This window comes from Bacillus cereus group sp. BfR-BA-01408 (assembly GCF_022663305.1).
GTDB classification, from domain to species: Bacteria; Bacillota; Bacilli; order Bacillales; family Bacillaceae_G; genus Bacillus_A; species Bacillus_A pacificus.
The window spans coordinates 26,059-45,316 of the sequence record NZ_JAKUFF010000033.1 but is presented as its reverse complement, the minus strand read 5'-3'; the positions used below and the strand labels follow the sequence as shown (position 1 = coordinate 45,316).

The following is a 19,258-nucleotide window of genomic DNA, read 5'->3' as shown; positions in this document are numbered from 1 at the left end:
ATGAAGGTAATAATACAGGATCTGGACAAACTACAACGGATAATCAAAACGCAAAAGAAACAACAACTGTAAGTGAAAAGAAAGAAGAACGTGATTTACCGAAAACAGGTACAAGTGTTGCTTCTACAATTGGAGCTGGATTGGCATTTATTGGAGCTGGATTCCTTCTGTTATTTAGAAGAAAGAAAGCAAATAGATAGTGGAGAAATATAAAAAGGATTACCGATTCAGGTAATCCTTTTTAATATATTATGAAAGTGTTACAGCTTTTTCCTTCTTCCATGAAAGGCCAAATCCAGTAAAGCCGACGATGATTGTTACAACTGGACAAGCTAAGCAGAAGATTGCGAATGGAACGTAATCAAAAGTTGGAACGCCAAGGACGTTCGATAAGAACACGCCACTTACTCCCCATGGTACGAGCGGGTTAATAACTGTACCTGCATCTTCTAATACACGTGATAAATTACGACGTTCTAAACCGACTTCATCATATTTATTAGCGAATGCTTGTCCTGTTAAAACGATAGATAAGTACTGCTCACCAAGTAAGAAGTTCACACCGATTGCAGTTGAAGCAGTAGAAATAATTAAGCGTGTGCTAGTTTTTACGAAGCTAGAGATGATATTCATTAGCTGCGTAATAATACCCATTCCTTGTAATAATCCTCCCATACAAAGAGCTAGGAAAATAAGAGCGATTGACATCATCATACTTTGCAGGCCACCGCGAGATAATAAGCTATCAATATCTTTCATACCAGTTTTAGAAACGTAACCGTCTTGCATAATTTTCATTAAATCAGTTAAAGAAGTACTAGGTTTAAATATAAAGAGGATAATGATCCCTACTATAATTCCAGCAAGTAATGTTGGAACTGCTGGAACTTTTTTAAATGCGAATAGGAACAGTAATAAAATTGGAATAAGTGTAAAGATAGAAATCGTTGCATTTTTCTCTAATGCGCTAATGAAGTTTGTGAAGTCAACGTCTCCACTAGTACCGCTTCCTAAAATGAAAAATGCGATAAAAGCAATAATGAAAGCTGGAACTGTTGTCCAAAGCATGTTACGAATATGCTCAAATAAATCTACACCCGTTACAGCTGGCGCTAGGTTTGTTGTATCAGATAAAGGAGACATTTTATCCCCAAAGAATGCACCAGAAATAATTGCACCAGCGATTAGAGCAGGATCGTATCCGAGAGCACTACCCATGCCCATAAAGGCAAGTCCTACAGTTGCGGCAGTTGTAAAGGCACTACCGATACTTGTTCCAACAATTGCACAAACAACAAAAACAGTTGGAATGAAAATTTTTGGAGATACAAGCTGGAAGCCGTATACCATTAAAGTTGGAATTGTTCCAGCAGCGATCCAAACACTAATTAATACGCCTACAAGTAAGAATATAAAAATAGATGGAATACCAGCTGAAATACTACTTATCATTCCTTTTTCCATCGTAGACCAATCAATTTTTTTCATAAATCCAAATGCTAATAAAAGAACGATACCAAATAAAATTGGGATGTGTGGTGAAACTTCTAATTTGATAACACTAAAGCCAATGCAGAAAAAGATAAATACTGTTAAAAGAACAGATTCAATTTTTGAAACCATTGTTTTCCCCTCCTAAGTAATCTAAAATAGCTCTTTTTTATATAAAATTCGCCAATATTGTTTATTTCCTTCTAAATTTTAGAATTTTGTGACAAATTACCGGTAATTGTTGTTTCTTTAATATGATACGGAAATGATTGGATAAAAAAACGTCCCTGCATATAATTATGCAGGGACGAAGAAATCGCGGTACCACCCTAGCTTGTGAAATGAATGTATCACAAAATAAAGGGTTGTATGATATGCGCTAATAAAATAAAAACGCCCCTGCAACATATGCAGGGACGAAAAATTCGCGGTACCACCCTAAATTGTGAAACAGTGTCGTTTCACCACTCTTTAGATATAACGGTCTATAACCGTCTTTCACTACTCCTTACGTTTCGCAAAAGAAGCTCCAGGGGGTAATTCATAATTCGCTCTGTACTGGTTCACACCGACCACCAGCTCTCTGAAAGCAGAAATCGAAATACTACTAAATCCTATCAATGCCGATTCATATGATGTTAGTTAAATTTTTATCATATATTCGTCTCACATGTCAATAAAAATATTCAATGATTTTTTAGGGAAATAAAGGAGAACGATTTTAATCCTGGGAAAATGTGCGTTATAATGAATTTGAAAGGGGAGGAAAGAGTGAAGAAAAAAATAATTCTTTTTACCACTTTACTAGTCATTGGCGGAAGTGCTGGCATTTACACAGCTTTTGCAGCTGAATCAGAGCAGGCGAAGAAAAAGCAAATACAGCAGTTAGAAGTGAAGAAAGCGAAAGAAGCTGAAGAGAAGAAGTCGATGGAAAAAGCAGCTGATAAACTAGGGGTTTCTATGGAAGGAAAAACAAAAGAAGAGGTTGCGAAAGAAGTAAATACCGCAAGATTTGAGAAGCGCCATGATCTATTGATTGAACATGCAAAACAACTTGGAATTGAAACAGAAGGAAAAAAAGATGAAGAGATTATTTTAGAAATTGGAAAGATACAACATGGAAAGTAGAACAACTTATCGTATGATAAGTTGTTCTTTTTTAAGAACTACTTGATTTAAAAATAATTGACAGTCATTTAGTTTTAATGTTAACTATATTTATAAACTAGTTAACATTAGGGGTGACAATTGTGACTTTTAGTAAGAGTACGACTGACAAACCATCATATACATATGAAGAGTTATCGGAGAAAAATAAGGCCTATGTATGGCATCCGTTTACACAAATGAAGGATTATTTAGAAGAAGATCCTGTCATTATTGAACGGGGAGAGGGAAGAAAGCTATACGATGTAAATGGAAATGAATATTGGGACGGTGTTTCGTCTATTTGGTTAAATGTTCATGGACATCAAGTGCCAGAACTAGATGAGGCAATTCGTGAGCAATTAAATAAAATTTCCCATTCTACTATGTTAGGGCTTGCTAACGTTCCATCTATTTTATTAGCCGAAAAAATAATTGAAGTTGTACCAGAAGGTTTGAAGAAAGTGTTTTATTCAGACTCCGGTTCTAGCGCTGTTGAAATTGCAATTAAGATGGCCTTTCAATATTGGCAGCATAAAGGAAAACCGAAGAAACAAAGATTTGTTACATTAAAAGAAGCGTATCATGGTGACACAATTGGAGCTGTTTCAGTGGGAGCAATAGACTTGTTTCACCAAGTGTATAGTTCGCTTTTATTCGAAGCGATTAAAATGCCTTATCCATATACATATCGTTCTCCTTATGGAAATAATAAGGAGGAAATTGTAAAAAAGCATTTAGAAGAAATGGAAGAGCTGCTGAAAGATAAACATGAAGAGATTGCGGCGATTATTGTAGAACCTTTAATGCAAGGGGCTGGTGGTATGATTACAATGCCAAAAGGATACTTAAAAGGGCTACGTAATTTATGTACAAAATATAATGTTCTATTTATTACAGACGAGGTAGCGACTGGATTTGGGCGTACTGGAAAAATGTTTGCATGTGAACATGAAAATGTAACACCGGACATTTTAACAGCCGGAAAAGGTTTAACAGGCGGATATTTACCAGTTGCAATTACTGTAACGACAGATGAAATTTATAATGCCTTTTTAGGAGGCTATGAAGAACAAAAAACATTTTTCCACGGACATAGTTATACAGGGAATCCGTTAGGGTGTGCGGTAGCAATTGCGAATCTAGAACTATATGAAAAAACAAATTTAATAGAAGAGGTGGCACGTAAAACAGAATATGTGGCGACGCAATTAGAAGACCTCTTTGCATATAAACATGTAGGGGATATTCGTCAATGCGGGTTAATGGTTGGAATTGAACTTGTGAAGAATAAGGAAACGAAAGAAGCGTTTGAATGGACAGAGAGAGTCGGTGTTCAAGTATGTAAACGCTCAAGGGAGCTGGGTATGATTTTGCGCCCGCTCGGTAATACGATTGTATTTATGCCCCCTCTTGCTTCTACAATTGATGAGATTGATGATATGTTACGTATTTTGTATAAAGCAATCTCGGATGTTACGGAGGGAGAATAATGAGCGGTTTTTTTATAACAGCAACGGATACTGAAGTGGGGAAAACTGTTGTCGCCGGTGCATTAGCAGGTGTATTTAGAGAACTGGGATATAACATCGGGGTATATAAACCGTTGCAAAGTGGACATGTTGCATCAAATCCAGAAGGAGATGCAGCAAGGCTAAAAGCATTATCAGGTGTACCGACAAAAGAAGAGGAAATTTGCCCTTACTCTATTGAAGAGCCGCTTGCCCCGAGACTTGCCATGAAAAGAGCTGGAAGGACAGTAACGTTAAAAGACATTATTCATCACTATAATGAACGATTGAAAGATTTTAATAGTCTACTTGTAGAAGGAGCAGGTGGATTAGCTGTTCCATATACAGAGGACGCTTTAGTAATTGATTTCGCAAAAGAATTACAACTTCCACTTATTGTAGTAGCACGCCCTACATTAGGAACAGTAAATCATACAGTTTTAACGATCGCTTATGCAAAGGCATATGGTTTAACAGTAGCAGGTGTCATTTTATCTGGCTGCAAAGAATGCGAAATGGAAAGAGTGCAAGAAAATAAAGAAATGATTGAAGAGCTAAGTGGGGTACCGGTTTTAGGTTTATTACCATTCTTTCCAGGTGAGTTTACAAAAGAAGAAGTCTTGGAATCTGCTAAAGAATATATAATGATTTCAAAATTAGAGGAGCTTATCCGAAATGAATCAAACGTGGCGCACACATCTTCAATCTAAATTGCAACAATTACATGAGCGAGGGCAGTATCGTAATTTGCATGTAACAGAACAAGCAGAAGAGACATGGCTTATTCGAGATGAGAAAAGGATGCTAAATTTAGCGTCAAATAATTATTTAGGGTTAGCTGGAGATGAAAGGTTAAAAGAAGCTGCTATCGCATGTACAAGAAAATATGGAACTGGGGCGACAGCATCAAGGCTCGTGGTAGGAAACTATTCACTGTATGAAGAGGTTGAGAGAAGTATATGCGATTGGAAAGGCACTGAAAAAGCCCTAGTTGTGAATAGTGGATATACCGCAAATATTGGAGTGATCTCTTCATTAGTGAGTCGTCACGATATTGTGTTTAGTGACAAATTAAATCACGCAAGCATTGTTGATGGAATTATATTAAGTGGGGCAGAGCATAAAAGGTATCGTCATAATGATTTGGATCATTTAGAGAAGTTATTGAAAACAGCGTCACCTGAACAGCGGAAATTAATCGTAACAGATACTGTTTTTAGTATGGATGGTGATACTGCGTATGTAAGGGAGTTAGTAGAGCTGAAAGAGAAATACGGGGCAATTCTTATAGTTGATGAAGCACATGCGAGTGGAATATATGGAAGTGGCGGAGCTGGATTATCTCATATAGAAGAAGATCTTGCTCAAAGAATAGATATACATATGGGGACGTTTAGTAAGGCTTTAGGGTGTTATGGTGCGTATTTGACAGGCGATGCAATTTATATAGAGTATTTACACAATATGATGAGAAGTTTTATTTTTACTACTGCATTACCGCCAGGAACGTTAGGAGCGGTACAAAAAGCAATTGAAATTGTAAAAGAAGATAATGAAAGAAGAGAGAGACTTATAGAGAATGGAGCATATTTCAGAAGCCATTTACGAGAAGCTGGTTTTGATATTGGAAATAGCTCAACTCACATTGTACCGATCGTAGTCGGTTCAAATGAAACAGCTTTACGGTTTAGTAAAAGGTTGCAACAGGTAGGGATTGCTGCAATTGCAATTCGTCCACCAACGGTTCCAGTTAATAGTTCACGGGTCCGTTTTGCAGTTACGTCCCAACATACAATAGCTGATTTGCAATGGGCTATTCACCATATTATACGCATTGGTAAAGAAGAGGGGTTTTTCGTATGAAAGAGCTAAAGATTATTTTTATTCCTGGGTGGGGAATGGAAGAAGGTGTTTGGACTTTAGTTCTGCCGTATTTTAAAGAGTATTCTGTTCAATGTATCAATTGGCGTAATGTGAAAGAACAAAGTGAATTCGCAGGGCGAATAATAGATGTAGCAAAGGATGAAAATGTCATTTTAGTTGGATGGTCACTAGGGGCGTTAGCGGCAGTTCAAGCACATAAAAAGATTCAGACAAAAGGTATTGTACTAATTGGTGGTACTCCCAAATTTACAAATACGAGCGACTATACGAGTGGATGGAATGCTTTGCATGTAGAGCGGCTAAAAAAGAATGTGGCGAGAAAGAAAGAAGATACGCTCAAGCGGTTTTATGAAAATATGTTTACAAAAGATGAGCTGAAAGAGAATACGAGTTTTGAAGAGATTGCGCTGAATTTTAAAGGAGACTCGATTCAGTCATTACAATTAGGCTTAGATTATTTAATAGAAACAGATATGAGAAACGAATTAATAGATGTCAAAGTCCCGTTGTTACTTCTTCATGGAGAACAGGATGTGATATGTCCATTATCTGCAGCTCATAGTATGACAGAGAATGCGAATGCTAAGTTAAAAGTAGTAAGTGAGGCTGGACATGCATTATGCGTAACGAATTTCGAATATTGCGCAAATGAAATCATTCAATTTGTAGAGGGGATACGACATGATCAACAAAACGTTACTACAAAAACGATTTAACGTGGCAGCTGTATCCTACGATCAATATGCAAATGTACAAAAAAAGATGGCGCATTCATTACTTTCTACATTGAATCGGCGATATAGTACAAATTCATCGATACGTATTTTAGAACTTGGATGCGGGACAGGATATGTTACAGAGCAATTATCAAACTTATTTCCGAAAGCACAAATTACAGCTATTGATTTTGCTGAAAGTATGATTGCAGTTGCGAAAACTAGACAAAATGTAAACAATGTAACATTTTATTGTGAGGATATTGAAAGATTACGACTAGAAGAAACGTATGATGTCATTATTTCAAATGCCACATTTCAATGGCTAAATGATTTAAAACAAGTGATAACAAATTTATTTCGTCATTTATCTATAGAGGGGATATTACTCTTTTCAACGTTTGGACAGGAAACATTTCAAGAATTGCATGCTTCGTTCCAGCGGGCGAAAGAAGAAAAAAATATACAAAATGAAACATCGATTGGGCAACGTTTTTATTCGAAAAATCAGTTGCGCCATATATGTGAGATAGAAACAGGGGATGTACATGTTTCTGAAACGTGTTACATAGAGAGATTTACAGAAGTTAGGGAGTTTCTACATTCTATTCGTAAAGTAGGAGCGACCAATAGTAATGAAGAATCATATTGTCAAAGTCCCTCACTCTTTCGTGCGATGCTTCGCATATACGAAAGAGACTTCACGGGAAATGAAGGGATAATGGCAACGTATCATGCTTTATTTGTGCATATAACAAAAGAGGGGAAGAGATGAAATGAAACAAGTACAAACAAAAAGGGATTGGAAAAAACTTGCATACGACGTAGTAGAAGAGAAAGTGATTACGAAAGAAGATGCAATAGCGATATTAGAGGCTGACGATACAGAGATTTTAGAAATTATGAATGCTGCGTATATCATTCGCCATCATCACTTTGGTAAGAAAGTAAAATTAAATATGATTATTAATACGAAGTCTGGATTATGCCCTGAAGATTGCGGATATTGTTCACAGTCTATTATTTCAGAAGCACCGATTGATAAATATGCATGGCTAACGCAGGAAAAGATTGTAGAAGGGGCACATGAAGCAATTCGTCGTAAAGCGGGTACATATTGTATTGTAGCATCTGGTCGTCGCCCGACAGATAAAGAGGTGAATCACGTAATTGGAGCAGTTAAGGAGATTCGTGAAACGACAGACTTGAAGATTTGTTGTTGTTTAGGGTTCTTAAACGAAGATCAAGCAGGACGTTTAGCCGAAGCGGGTGTACATCGTTATAACCACAACTTAAATACACATGCGGATAATTACGAAAGCATTTGCTCTACTCATACGTATGACGATCGTGTTGATACAGTTCAAAAAGCGAAACAAGCCGGTATTTCACCATGTTCTGGGGCGATCTTTGGAATGGGAGAGACAATAGAAGAGCGAGCTGAAATTGCATTCGAATTACAACGTATAGATGCAGATTCAATTCCATGTAATTTCCTTGTTGCTGTAAAGGGTACGCCGCTTGAAGGACAAAAAGAGTTAACACCAGTAGAATGTTTAAAAGTGCTGGCGATGATGCGCTTTGTAAACCCAACGAAAGAAATTCGTATTTCAGGAGGGCGTGAAATCAATTTACGTTCTGTACAGCCAATCGGTTTATTTGCAGCAAACTCTATTTTTGTTGGGGACTACTTAACGACAGCTGGACAAGAACCGACTGCAGACTGGGGTATGATTGAAGATTTAGGATTTGAGATTGAAGAGTGTGCACTATAAAATAGAAAAAAGCAAACTTGTAAAAGAGTTTGCTTTTTTTTGTAAATAAAATGTAATAAATAGTTGTGAACGTTTGATACTAGTGGCTTTTGAGCGGAAAAAAGAATTTTGGTGGACGAATTTTCCAAGCACCAATTGTACATAGTAAATATGTAATTTATATTGGGTTGGAGGATTTTACATGCACAAATATATATTAGCGATTATGACTTGTCTCATTTTACTAAAAGCAATAAGTGCTGATCCAGTTAAGGCCGCCGAAAATCCTGAACAAAAAGAGATGCAACAACGAATTGAACAACATTTTCGAACGAAAGCTGAACATTTTGGATTGAAAACAGAAGGGAAAGATTTAAAGGAAGTACGAAAAGAAATTACTATTATAGAAGAAGCGAAGAAAAGAGAGAATGTATGGAGAACAGCACAAACGCTTCGTATACAAACAGAAGGAAAAACAATGGATGAATTAATAAAAGATGTACGGAAAAAAGTGAAGAAATAAAAAAGAGGCCGCAGCCTCTTTTTTATTTTTTTATGCCCATTGTTTTGATAAGTGAGCCATTTCAATTGCAGCAACGGCGGATTCATAGCCTTTATTACCAGCTTTCGTGCCTGCGCGTTCAATTGCTTGCTCAATTGTTTCAGTCGTTAATACACCGAAAATAACTGGGATGTCTGTTTGTAGTGATAAAGATGCAACACCTTTTGCTACTTCATTACAAACGTAATCGTAATGTGTTGTAGCACCACGAATGACAGTGCCTAACGTAATAACAGCATCATATTTCCCGCTATTCGCCATCTTTTTAGCGATTAAAGGAATTTCAAATGCACCAGGAACCCAAGCAACATCGATATCAGCTTCTTCTACACCGTGACGCTTTAATCCGTCTAAAGCACCACCAAGTAATTTACTTGTAATAAATTCATTAAAACGTCCAACAACAACTCCAACTTTTAATCCTGTACCAACTAAATGACCTTCGAATACCATAATAAATCTCTCCCTTAATTATAAGTTTAGTAAATGTCCTAATTTGTTTACTTTCGTTTGTAAATACGTTTTATTCTCTTCTTTTGCTGGCATTTGTAACGGTACACGCTCGATTACTTCTAAATCGTAACCTTGTAAGCCAGCAATTTTTCGAGGATTATTCGTTAATAACCGTAAATGTTGTAAACCTAAATCTTTTAATATTTGAGCGCCAATACCGTAATCACGCAGATCAGCAGGGAAGCCAAGCTTTTCGTTTGCTTCTACAGTATCGAAGCCTTCTTCTTGTAACTTATAAGCGCGAAGCTTATTAAGAAGCCCAATGCCTCGTCCTTCTTGTCTCATATAAAGAAGAACGCCCTTTCCTTCACGCTCAATTTGAGCAAGTGCAGCATGGAGTTGTGGTCCGCAATCGCAGCGGCACGAGCCAAATACATCTCCTGTTAAGCACTCTGAATGAACGCGTACAAGTACAGGCTCTCCTGTTGAAATATCACCTTTTACGAGTGCAATATGTTCTTTCGTATCTAATGAATTAGAATAGCCAATTGCATGGAAAGTACCGAAATCTGTAGGTAATGTAATTTCCACTTCACGCGTCACTAATGTTTCATGGTGGCGGCGATAAGCAATTAAATCTTCTATTGTAATCATTTTTATATCAAATTGTTTTGCGCACTGTAGTAAATCAGGTACGCGTGCCATCGTACCGTCCTCATTAATAATTTCGCAAATGACGCCAGCTGGTTCTGCTCCGCAAAGCTGTGCTAAATCGACAGCAGCTTCTGTATGACCAGCACGGCGCAGGACACCACCTTCTTTCGCAATTAATGGAAAGATATGTCCAGGACGATTGAAATCAGCACCTTTTGATGCAGGATTTAACATTTCTCGTATCGTAGTTGCACGTTCGTGGGCACTAATCCCAGTTGTTGTAGAAACATGATCAATGCTCACTGTAAATGCAGTATGATGCGAATCTGTATTATGAGCTACCATTGGTTCTAATTGTAGACGTTCTGCGTATCCTTCTGTAATTGGTACACAAACGAGGCCGCGCCCATGTGTAATCATAAAGTTAATTGTTTCTGGCGTAATATACTCTGCTAAAGCGATAAAGTCGCCTTCATTTTCGCGGTTTTCATCATCACATACGATCACGACTTTTCCTTGTTTTAAATCTTCTAGAGCTTCTTCAATACGATGAAACATAATGCTTCCCCCTTATAGAAATCCGTTTTCTTGTAAAAAGCTTTCTGTCATTGAACCTGTTCGTTTTACTGGTTTAGAAATAAAGCGTTCGATATATTTACCAATCATGTCACACTCAATATTTACGATGTCACCGGCATTTTTTTCTCCGATAACAGATTCACTTACTGTGTGCGGGATGAGTGAAATGGTAATGGAAGATTCGTCTATATCAAATATTGTTAAACTCGTTCCATCAACAGCAACGGACCCTTTATGCAAACAATAGCGTAGCAATTCATCAGAAATAGCTATTTTGTAATAGACGGCATTATAGTGTTGTTTTTTGTTTAATATCGTTCCGATGCCATCGATATGTCCTGAAACGAAATGTCCACCGAATCGTCCGTTTGCAGCCATTGCACGCTCTAAATTTACTTTGCATTGCGGTTTAAGCATGCGAAGTGATGTTGATTGCATCGTTTCAGGCATTGCGTCTACTGTGAATGAAGTTGTTGTGAAACTCGTTACAGTCAAGCAAATACCGTTCACCGCGATGCTATCACCTAAGTGAACATCTGATAAAATTTTATTGGCATGAATCGTTAACTTCATCGCTTCGCCGCTTTGTTGCATGTTTGCAATCGTTCCTAATTCTTCTACAATTCCTGTAAACATTCCGTCACCTCACTTCGGGCATGCGCAACAATTTTTATATCATCGCCAATTTGTTTCATCTCTTGAATTTCCAAGGAAAGTGCATCTTGTAATGTTGAAAAACCATTGCCGCCAAATAAAGTAGGGGCATTTTTTCCACCAATTAATTTTGGACTTATATAAGTTACAATTTCATTGAAATACTTTGTTTGTAAGAAACTTGCATGAACTGTTTGACCACCTTCGACGAAAAGAGAAAGAATTTGTTTTTCGCCGAGTAGGTGTAAAACATCCTGTATTTCAATCTGTTTCGTTTTCATTTGGAATATAGCTATATTTTCAGATTCATAAGAAGCTATTTTCTTTTTATCTACACCATTACCGACAAAAATCCATGTCGGTGCTAAACCATCTGTTATGACATGAGAAGATGGTGGCGTTCGTAAATGGGTATCTAAAATAACGCGTATAGGATTTTGTCCCCCGTTAGGAATTCTTGTTGTTAAATGCGGATTATCAGCTATAACTGTATTCACTCCAACGAGAATCGCATCATGTGTATGGCGGTATTGGTGAACATCAGCTCGTGATTCTTCACCTGTAATCCACTTACTTTCACCGGTTACGGTTGCTGTTTTTCCATCCAAGCTCATTGCTGTTTTTATTGTTACAAATGGACGCTTCGTTTTCATGTAGTGAAAAAAGTAGCGATTTAATAAAATTGCTTCTGCTTCAAGAACACCAGTCGTTACTTCGATGCCAGCTTCTTCTAATTTCCTTTTTCCATTGCCAGAAACGAGCGGATTACAATCAAGAGTAGCAATTACAACCCGTTTGACTCCTTTTTTGATGAGCGATTCACAGCAGGGTGGTGTTTTTCCAAAATGGCTACAAGGTTCAAGTGTTACATAAACGGTAGCTCCTTTTGCTTTTTCGCCAGCCATATGAAGAGCATAGACTTCTGCGTGTTCTTCACCAGCACGCAAATGAGCTCCCATACCGACGATGTTTCCATCTTTTACAACAACAGCACCAACCATAGGATTTGGACTTGTTTGTCCGGATGTTCCTTCTGCTAACTGCAGGGCAATCCTCATATATTCTTGATCTGTCATTCTCTTCACCTCTCCTGAAAAAATCAAAAAACCCCAAGGATTTTATATCCTTGGGGTTTGGGAGACGTGATTTCTAGAAATATAGTTCGAATACGAAAGTATAGGAAAGAAACCTAACGATGATTGATATTTTGGCATAAGGAAAAAACCTAGCAAAATATCGAATTTTTCAAACGCTAGTCGTATCTTTTTATTCCAGTATAGAAACATAAGTATACAAAATAAAACATATATAAAGATTCAAAATGAAACTTAAAAATATGCATACTGAAATAAAAGTGTATTCGCTATATAAAATTACTAGAAAACATATCCTTCTCCCATCCAGACTATACTGTCGGCCCTAGAGTTTCACTAGATCCACCGTTTTCGAGTTGAAAACGGGTCACGGACTTAGAAGTTTGCACTTCATCACCGCCGGTTGGGAATTTCACCCGACCCCGAAGGATGCTGTTTGCTCAAATTATAGCACAAAAAAGAAAAAAGGCTAGTAAAAAATGTTCGAATGTGAAGAATTGTGTGAAAATATATGTATGCTGGCATGAGGACAGAAGTATTAGAAATGTTGTAAGGAGAAGGGATGTAATGGAGTTGATCAAAAGAAAAAACATGCACAAAAAAATGTGCATGTCACATGTGAAATTATTCTGCCTCTGGTGCTCTAACAACAGATTCAAATTTTCCTTTATGCGAAGCATCGCAATAAGGCATATTTTTTGATAAACCACAACGGCATAAAGAAAATGCCGGTTTTGCTGGAAATACATTCCCTTGTGAATCAACTAATTCCACGTCCCCTGTAACGCGAAAAGAGCCATTATCATTTACTTTAATTTGTACTTTAGCCAACGCTATCCCTCCTTCCCAAACGCTTAATTTCATCATATAATCAAGAGAAGTACTTGACAATATGAAAAGAGCACTTTCTTTGGAAGAGAAGAGAGTGTTATAATGTTTTTTATAACTGACTAGAGTAAGGTGACGAAAGATGGATAAACAATTACGTACATTACGAAATATTGCAAATGAGCGCACATGGGCATCATTTTTGAATGATAATCATCCATATAGTTTGTTGCACTGGTCCATTGCTGGTGTAGGACAAGAGTCAAAGGATGTTTGGTTACTGCAAGATGAGGTAACATTTCAAACGACAGAATTTCCAACGTTAGATGATGCAATAAAGTGGATTTCTGAAAATATGGAACAAGTTACAGACGTTTTAGCGCAATAAAAAAACAGGCTTATGCAAGCCTGTTTTTTGTTTCTTTTACATATGAGTTTAAAAATTGATCAATGGCTGCTTCATACTCTTCTTTATTTTCGTTATAAGAGCAAGCGTGTGCGCCGTGTTCTGCAATATAAAGTTGTTTATTGTTTTCTTTTGCTTCATAGAGTGCTTTCGTCATATCAGCTAAAATATAATCATCATTTTTACTATGAATAAAGAGGACGGGATTGTTAATGTTTTTTATACAATCGATTGGTGAAACTTCACGAATCGTATAACCGTCACGCACTTTTAAGAAAGCATTTGCTAAAGGTAATAAAGGCCATTTCGGTAAATGGAATTCAACCTTTAAACGGTGCTGTAATTGTCCGTAGAAATCAGAGAAAGGACAATCTGCAATATAGAAGTCAGCACCATCTTCTACAAGTCCTGCGTACTGAAGAAGTGTTGCAGCGCCCATCGATTCACCATGAATACCGAGTGTTATATTTGTTCCAAAACGACCTTTTAGCCAGTCAACTACAGATTTTAAATCATGTTTTTCATAGTATCCATAGCTTGTTGTTTTTCCGCCAGTTTTACCATGACGACGATGATCATAAATAACGACATTATATCCTCTGTTTAAAAATAACCTTGCATATTTTACAGAGTTCATTTTATTTACAGTTACGCCGTGACAGAAAATCATAAACTTATTGGAATGACCAGCAGGAATGTAATATCCGTGAAGATCATATCCGAATTGCGAAGGAATATGAATTTCTTCTTTATGAAGAGCATCAAAATCCTCTATACGAAAATGTTTTTTCGTTTCTCTTTCGAGTATTTCTTCCTCTGTTTTTTTCTTTAAGTACATCACCTTATTTGTAAAGAAAATCCCAAGGGCAGTTATCGCACCTAGTATAGTAAACAATGCTGCAAAAAAACGTTTCATACTTTACCTCATCCTCCAAATACCGTTACATGTGATACACTTATATTGTATCACAAGGATAGAAAAGGGGAGAAATAGGAAATGGTGCATATACAAAAAATTACGCCAGCGATGAAAGAAACAATCCGAATGTTCATGTGTGAGAACTGGGGGAGTTCATTGATGGTTTCACGTGGTAAGGAGCATCAATTAGAAGAGTTGCCAGGATTTGTTGCGCTCTCAGAAGACAGAATAATCGGAATTGTAACGTATGAATTGATCGGAAATATGTGCGAAATTGTATCGTTAGATAGCTTTGAAGAAAGAAAAGGAATAGGGACAAAACTTGTGGATTGTGTATTACGAGTTGCAGAAGAAGAACAGTGCAGGCAGGTTTGGCTTATAACAACAAATGATAATATGAATGCGTTACGTTTTTACCAAAAACGTAATTTTTTAATGACGAATTTATATGTAAATGCAGTTGAAGAGGCAAGAAAAATAAAGAAAGAAATTCCTCGCATTGGGTATGATAATATCCCGATTTTACATGAAATTCAATTAGAATATAGTTTAGTGTAATGATGTAACAATTTTCAGAAATATAAGTTATTAACCTTGACGAATATTGTAATTTAGGTTACCGTAAAATTGTAATCTATTACCATATTAAGGGGTGACGATGTGGCAACTATACGTGATGTTGCAAAATTGGCAGGTGTTTCAGTCGCAACCGTTTCACGAGTTATAAATGAAAAAGGATACGTTCATGAGGACACAGTAAAACAAGTAAAGGAAGCAATTGAGGAATTACGTTATAGGCCAAATAGTGCAGCAAAGCCACTATTTAAAGAAAATTCAACGATAATTGCATTACTTGTAGATAATCTATATGACCCATCAAACATCACTTTGCTACATTGTATTGAGGAAATAGCGTATAAAGAAGGATATCAAATTATTGTTTGTAATATAGAGAATAAAGATAAATACATACATATGTTGAAGGGAAATAACGTTGCAGGTGTTATTTTGACAAGATCCGTTTTTAAAAGTATAGGAGAAATCCCACTTCCGTTTGTTGTGATTGATGAAAAAAAATCCCATGCAAATTATTATGAAAGTGGCCAAAGAGCGGTCTCTTTATTAAAAGAAAAAGGTTGTCACTTTCTTGCTTATTTCGGTGAGGGCGAAGATAGTGAAGAAATGGAAGAGTACATATCAGGATTTTTAGATGCTGTTTGGGAGGAAGGAATCTTTTATCGAGAAGAATGTGTACAAGGGTATACGAATAAACAGTTTGTTACGTTATTGCAAAACAATCCGTATGTAGATGGAATTGTAACTTCAAGTGATAAGATTACTTTTGAGTTAATTCGAGCAGCAAAAAAATTAAATATCCGTATACCGGATAAAGTGAAAATTATTGGAATAAACGGGAGTATAGACAGTGAATGGGCAGGTCCGTCATTTATGCAAATGGAAAGTTGTAGCGAAGAAAATGGGAAAATAGCGTTGCAACAATTAAAGAGAAAAATAAAAAAGTAAAAGGTGCGTATAAAACGCACCTTTTATAATGTAATTGCGGCAATAAATCCGAATATAAGTAACGGTATATTATAATGCAGAAAAGTTGGTACACATGTATCCCATATATGATGGTGTTGACCATCAGCGTTTAAACCAGATGTTGGTCCAAGTGTACTATCTGATGCTGGAGATCCTGCATCTCCTAGCGCTCCGGCTGTACCGATAATGGCAATGGTGGCCATTGGACTAAATCCAAGCTGCATGCAAAGGGGTACAAAAATTGTTGTTAAAATAGGGATGGTTGAAAAGGATGAACCAATTCCCATCGTAACGAGAAGTCCAATTACAAGCATAAGAAATGCAGCGAGTGGTTTGTTGTTTCCAATTATATGTGCACTCGTTTGCACAAGAGATTCAACATGTCCTGTTTTTCGAAGCACAGCTCCGAATCCAGCAGCCGCAATCATAACAAAACCAATAAAGGACATCATGCGCATTCCGCTTGTTAATATCGCATCTGCTTCTTTAAGAGGTAGACTACCACTTACTGATAAGACGATAATCCCAGCTAAAGCACCGAAAATCATTGATTCTGTTGCTAATTGAACAGTTAATGTGGCTATGATAGATAATAATCCGAAAGTAATGCTACGTTTTGTATAGGGAACGATTTCATTTGCGGTAGTATGAATTTGTTCTGTTTCATACGTACGAGGTTTTCGGTACGTAATGAACACCGCTACACATAATCCGATAATCATACCGATTGCTGGAATCGTCATTGCTTTTGGAATAAGCGCGACATCAAATGTAAGACCGCTTTGCGCAGCATTTGTTTGCAATACGTCATGATAAATTTTTCCGAACCCTGCTGGAATCCACATATAAGGAGTAATCAATCCGAATGTAATAATACATGTAACAAGTCTGCGATCCACTTTCAGCTCATTTAATACTTTTAAAAGTGCTGGAATTAAGATGGGGATGAAAGCGATATGAACAGGAATCACATTTTGTGAGAAACAAGCCATCGTTAAAATGATGAATAGAATAAGTATTTTAGAATAAACTTGTTTTTTCGTGTCTTGTTCATTGCCAATCCATTTTAATGCCGTTTGAATCATGGCATCTGGAAGTCCTGTTTTGGAAAGAGAAATAGCGAAACCGCCAAGCATTGCATAACTTAAAGCGATTGGAGCACTGTTTCCAAGACCAGTTGTAAAAGTGTTAATCGTTTCTGAAATACCGAGTCCGCCGATAATTCCGCCTGTTAAAGCTCCAACAATGATGGCGACAATGACCTGGACACGTAATAAACTAAGCAATAGCATAACTGCTACTGCAACGAGTACAGCATTCATAATAAATGTAATCTCCCCAAAATTTTATTGTGTTAAGGTAAGTAAATATGAAGCACCTTGCTATATTTATACATAGTTGCGACATATTATTATAAATTGTTTTTTATGAAATGTAAAAGAGCCTTTTGTTACTAATGGTGAAAAGCTAGCTCTTGTTTAATGGATTGTAAAGAACGAGCGAATAATTCTGGCTCTTCTAAATCGGGAGAATGTGCTGAATTTGGGAACCAAATCATCTTTTTTATCGGTGCTTCTATTACATCACAATATTCCTGAACGAGTGCATAAGGAGTTTGATAATCATAGCGACCAGAACAAAAATAAACTGGAATAGATAAACTCGTAATAGAAGAAAAGAAATCGATTGTCAACATTTCTTCCCATAAAACGCCAGATTTTAAATTCCCTGCGAGAAACTTGAACCAATCTAATAGCGTATATTCAGGGGAAAAGAAGCCTTTTCGTATGAACGAAAAGGAAGATCCGTTTTGGATTGCTCCTCCGAATGTGCCAAGCCATTTTCTTTGAATAATAAGGCGTCTCGTATCTAAAAATGGCGGTTTTCCTAATTTTAAAAGGGACGCTAATGCTTTTTTATGATTATGTTTTTTTGCAGAACGAATTAAATGCTGATATAGTAATTCTTCGTTTTGTTTCATATGTACAATTTGCCCAATACCGATATAAGCCTCGATATATTGTGGATAATGGTGTGCTATGTTAAGCCCGATAATACTTCCCCAAGAATGACCAGCGAGAAATAGTTTCTGTTTATTGAACTTTTTAAGTACATATTGAATCACTTCTTTTGCATCGGAAATGAATTGTTCGATTGTAAAATTTGCTCCGAAATCTTTCATTGAAAAGGATTTACCTGCCCCGCGCTGATCCCAATTAATTACGATGAAGTGTTTCTCCAATTCTTTTTGAAAATGACGAATAAATCCGATTTGTGCCATGCCTGGTCCACCGTGACAGCATAATAAAATAGGCTGCTCTACGTTTTGCCCGCGCATAAGGAGAGTTTGTTTTCGGTTGTTAATCATAACGCTTTCCATCGTAGCGATACTATTAGGCATGAGTTTTTTATTTTTATTATAGAACTGCGGGGTATTGCTACGAAAAAGCATATTGAAAACCTCCTTTTCTAAAATCGTATGAATCGCACAGGCTATTCGTTTTGCATATACTGTTAGAAAATCATTGTAACATACCATACTAGTGTCATTTCAACACGGGAGGAGGGAAATTGTGACGATTGGAGAAATTATCGATTGTTTAAATAGGCGTGAATCCATCGCTATTATAGCAAAACGTCTTGAAATAAGCCCGTATACATTATCGAAGAAATTAAGATTGATTGGATACGAATATGATGGAGAACAGAAAAAGCGTATTTTTGTAGGAGATGGAGAAGAACCGCGTCACTTACAACTCCAAGAAGCGACAGCCCTTCAATATGCGAAAACGGATTATCAACTATTAATTTATGAACAATTACAAAGTATTTATGAGTTATTAAGAAAGAAAGAAGAAGTAATTGCGCCCATGATGAATATAAGTACAGAAAAAAAGAAACGTACCTTTTCTATTAATAAAGAAATATTAGCAAAACTAGACGTTATATCAGAATCGAAAGGAATTCAAAAATCTAAACTTGTAGAAGAGGCGTTACAACAATTTTTACAACAATATGATTTTAACAACACATCACATATTGATAACTAAAGAAAAGGATAC

22 protein-coding genes, 1 riboswitch and 1 other annotated feature are annotated in these 19,258 nt (G+C 36.7%); of the genes, 13 read left to right on the top strand and 9 right to left on the bottom strand.

The window, feature by feature from the left end; translation table 11 throughout:
* The coding region (locus tag MR083_RS15145) for an LPXTG cell wall anchor domain-containing protein (RefSeq protein ID WP_242269531.1) at positions 1 to 200 on the top strand (200 nt) is incomplete at its 5' end.
* A gap of 49 nt (positions 201 to 249) precedes the next feature.
* Here MR083_RS15145 and nhaC read toward each other — a convergent pair.
* Positions 250 to 1,623 (bottom strand): Na+/H+ antiporter NhaC, encoded by a 1,374-nt coding sequence (gene nhaC, locus MR083_RS15140; protein ID WP_000253747.1) that lies wholly within the window; start codon positions 1,621 to 1,623, stop codon positions 250 to 252.
* A gap of 277 nt (positions 1,624 to 1,900) precedes the next feature.
* Positions 1,901 to 2,121 (bottom strand) — a binding site (T-box leader).
* A 141-nt stretch (positions 2,122 to 2,262) separates the two neighbouring features.
* Here nhaC and MR083_RS15135 point away from each other — a divergent pair.
* The 8 genes from MR083_RS15135 (at position 2,263) to MR083_RS15100 (ending at position 9,025) form a co-directional block, all read left to right on the top strand.
* Entirely contained in the window at positions 2,263 to 2,619 is a 357-nt protein-coding gene (locus tag MR083_RS15135) for a hypothetical protein (RefSeq protein WP_242269530.1), read from the top strand.
* A gap of 122 nt (positions 2,620 to 2,741) precedes the next feature.
* Positions 2,742 to 4,130 (top strand): adenosylmethionine--8-amino-7-oxononanoate transaminase, encoded by a 1,389-nt coding sequence (gene bioA / locus MR083_RS15130; protein ID WP_000144318.1) that lies wholly within the window; start codon positions 2,742 to 2,744, stop codon positions 4,128 to 4,130.
* The gene (gene bioD / locus MR083_RS15125) at positions 4,130 to 4,858 is read left to right on the top strand and encodes an ATP-dependent dethiobiotin synthetase BioD (protein WP_242269529.1); all 729 of its coding nucleotides are present in this window, start codon (positions 4,130 to 4,132) and stop codon (positions 4,856 to 4,858) included. Before bioA ends, bioD begins: the two co-directional genes overlap by 1 nt.
* Positions 4,824 to 6,011: an 8-amino-7-oxononanoate synthase gene (gene bioF, locus MR083_RS15120; RefSeq protein ID WP_242269528.1), complete on the top strand. Its 1,188-nt coding sequence runs from the start codon at positions 4,824 to 4,826 to the stop codon at positions 6,009 to 6,011. Before bioD ends, bioF begins: the two co-directional genes overlap by 35 nt.
* Positions 6,008 to 6,748 carry an alpha/beta fold hydrolase gene (locus tag MR083_RS15115; RefSeq protein WP_000661267.1) on the top strand — a complete coding sequence of 247 codons (741 nt, stop codon included), beginning with the start codon at positions 6,008 to 6,010 and terminating at the stop codon, positions 6,746 to 6,748. The genes bioF and MR083_RS15115 overlap by 4 nt, the downstream gene beginning before the upstream one ends.
* The gene (gene bioC, locus MR083_RS15110) at positions 6,714 to 7,523 is read left to right on the top strand and encodes a malonyl-ACP O-methyltransferase BioC (RefSeq protein WP_000608937.1); all 810 of its coding nucleotides are present in this window, start codon (positions 6,714 to 6,716) and stop codon (positions 7,521 to 7,523) included. Before MR083_RS15115 ends, bioC begins: the two co-directional genes overlap by 35 nt.
* A gap of 1 nt (position 7,524) precedes the next feature.
* Positions 7,525 to 8,523 carry a biotin synthase gene (gene bioB / locus MR083_RS15105; protein WP_242269527.1) on the top strand — a complete coding sequence of 333 codons (999 nt, stop codon included), beginning with the start codon at positions 7,525 to 7,527 and terminating at the stop codon, positions 8,521 to 8,523.
* Positions 8,524 to 8,704: 181 nt separating this feature from the next.
* A complete protein-coding gene (locus MR083_RS15100) occupies positions 8,705 to 9,025 on the top strand; it encodes a hypothetical protein (protein WP_000549778.1) in 321 nt (106 codons plus the stop codon).
* Positions 9,026 to 9,055: 30 nt separating this feature from the next.
* Here the strand turns inward: MR083_RS15100 and ribH are convergent, their stop codons facing one another.
* From ribH to MR083_RS15075, 5 genes are all read right to left on the bottom strand, one after another.
* Positions 9,056 to 9,517 (bottom strand): 6,7-dimethyl-8-ribityllumazine synthase, encoded by a 462-nt coding sequence (ribH, locus tag MR083_RS15095; protein ID WP_000230889.1) that lies wholly within the window; start codon positions 9,515 to 9,517, stop codon positions 9,056 to 9,058.
* Between the two features lie 18 nt (positions 9,518 to 9,535).
* Positions 9,536 to 10,729, bottom strand: a complete 1,194-nt coding sequence (gene ribBA, locus MR083_RS15090; RefSeq protein WP_000468998.1) for a bifunctional 3,4-dihydroxy-2-butanone 4-phosphate synthase/GTP cyclohydrolase II — start codon at positions 10,727 to 10,729, stop codon at positions 9,536 to 9,538.
* 12 nt (positions 10,730 to 10,741) lie between these two features.
* Complete coding sequence (gene ribE / locus MR083_RS15085; RefSeq protein WP_000493918.1) at positions 10,742 to 11,386, bottom strand: riboflavin synthase subunit alpha; 645 nt, start codon at positions 11,384 to 11,386, stop codon at positions 10,742 to 10,744.
* Positions 11,368 to 12,480, bottom strand: coding sequence for a bifunctional diaminohydroxyphosphoribosylaminopyrimidine deaminase/5-amino-6-(5-phosphoribosylamino)uracil reductase RibD (ribD, locus tag MR083_RS15080; RefSeq protein ID WP_242269526.1), 1,113 nt, complete (start codon positions 12,478 to 12,480; stop codon positions 11,368 to 11,370). Before ribD ends, ribE begins: the two co-directional genes overlap by 19 nt.
* A gap of 308 nt (positions 12,481 to 12,788) precedes the next feature.
* Positions 12,789 to 12,932: riboswitch (FMN riboswitch) on the bottom strand.
* 190 nt (positions 12,933 to 13,122) lie between these two features.
* Complete coding sequence (locus MR083_RS15075; protein WP_001151582.1) at positions 13,123 to 13,329, bottom strand: CDGSH iron-sulfur domain-containing protein; 207 nt, start codon at positions 13,327 to 13,329, stop codon at positions 13,123 to 13,125.
* 139 nt (positions 13,330 to 13,468) lie between these two features.
* Between MR083_RS15075 and MR083_RS15070 the strand changes: the two genes are divergently transcribed.
* Entirely contained in the window at positions 13,469 to 13,714 is a 246-nt protein-coding gene (locus MR083_RS15070; RefSeq protein ID WP_000360809.1) for a YqkC family protein, read from the top strand.
* A 10-nt stretch (positions 13,715 to 13,724) separates the two neighbouring features.
* Here the strand turns inward: MR083_RS15070 and MR083_RS15065 are convergent, their stop codons facing one another.
* Positions 13,725 to 14,648, bottom strand: coding sequence for an alpha/beta hydrolase (locus MR083_RS15065; protein ID WP_242269525.1), 924 nt, complete (start codon positions 14,646 to 14,648; stop codon positions 13,725 to 13,727).
* A gap of 81 nt (positions 14,649 to 14,729) precedes the next feature.
* On the opposite strand from MR083_RS15065, the gene MR083_RS15060 reads away from it, so the two are divergent.
* Together MR083_RS15060 and MR083_RS15055 are read left to right on the top strand one after the other, a co-directional pair.
* Positions 14,730 to 15,209 (top strand): GNAT family N-acetyltransferase, encoded by a 480-nt coding sequence (locus MR083_RS15060; RefSeq protein ID WP_242269524.1) that lies wholly within the window; start codon positions 14,730 to 14,732, stop codon positions 15,207 to 15,209.
* A gap of 102 nt (positions 15,210 to 15,311) precedes the next feature.
* Positions 15,312 to 16,175 (top strand): LacI family DNA-binding transcriptional regulator, encoded by an 864-nt coding sequence (locus MR083_RS15055; RefSeq protein WP_242269523.1) that lies wholly within the window; start codon positions 15,312 to 15,314, stop codon positions 16,173 to 16,175.
* Between the two features lie 23 nt (positions 16,176 to 16,198).
* Here MR083_RS15055 and MR083_RS15050 read toward each other — a convergent pair whose 3' ends face one another.
* The gene (locus tag MR083_RS15050) at positions 16,199 to 17,518 is read right to left on the bottom strand and encodes a Na+/H+ antiporter family protein (RefSeq protein ID WP_000994827.1); all 1,320 of its coding nucleotides are present in this window, start codon (positions 17,516 to 17,518) and stop codon (positions 16,199 to 16,201) included.
* A 131-nt stretch (positions 17,519 to 17,649) separates the two neighbouring features.
* Positions 17,650 to 18,648: an alpha/beta fold hydrolase gene (locus MR083_RS15045; protein WP_000898955.1), complete on the bottom strand. Its 999-nt coding sequence runs from the start codon at positions 18,646 to 18,648 to the stop codon at positions 17,650 to 17,652.
* Between the two features lie 121 nt (positions 18,649 to 18,769).
* Between MR083_RS15045 and MR083_RS15040 the strand changes: the two genes are divergently transcribed.
* A complete protein-coding gene (locus MR083_RS15040) occupies positions 18,770 to 19,246 on the top strand; it encodes a ribbon-helix-helix domain-containing protein (protein WP_000151911.1) in 477 nt (158 codons plus the stop codon).
* The last annotated feature ends 12 nt before the right edge of the window (positions 19,247 to 19,258 follow it).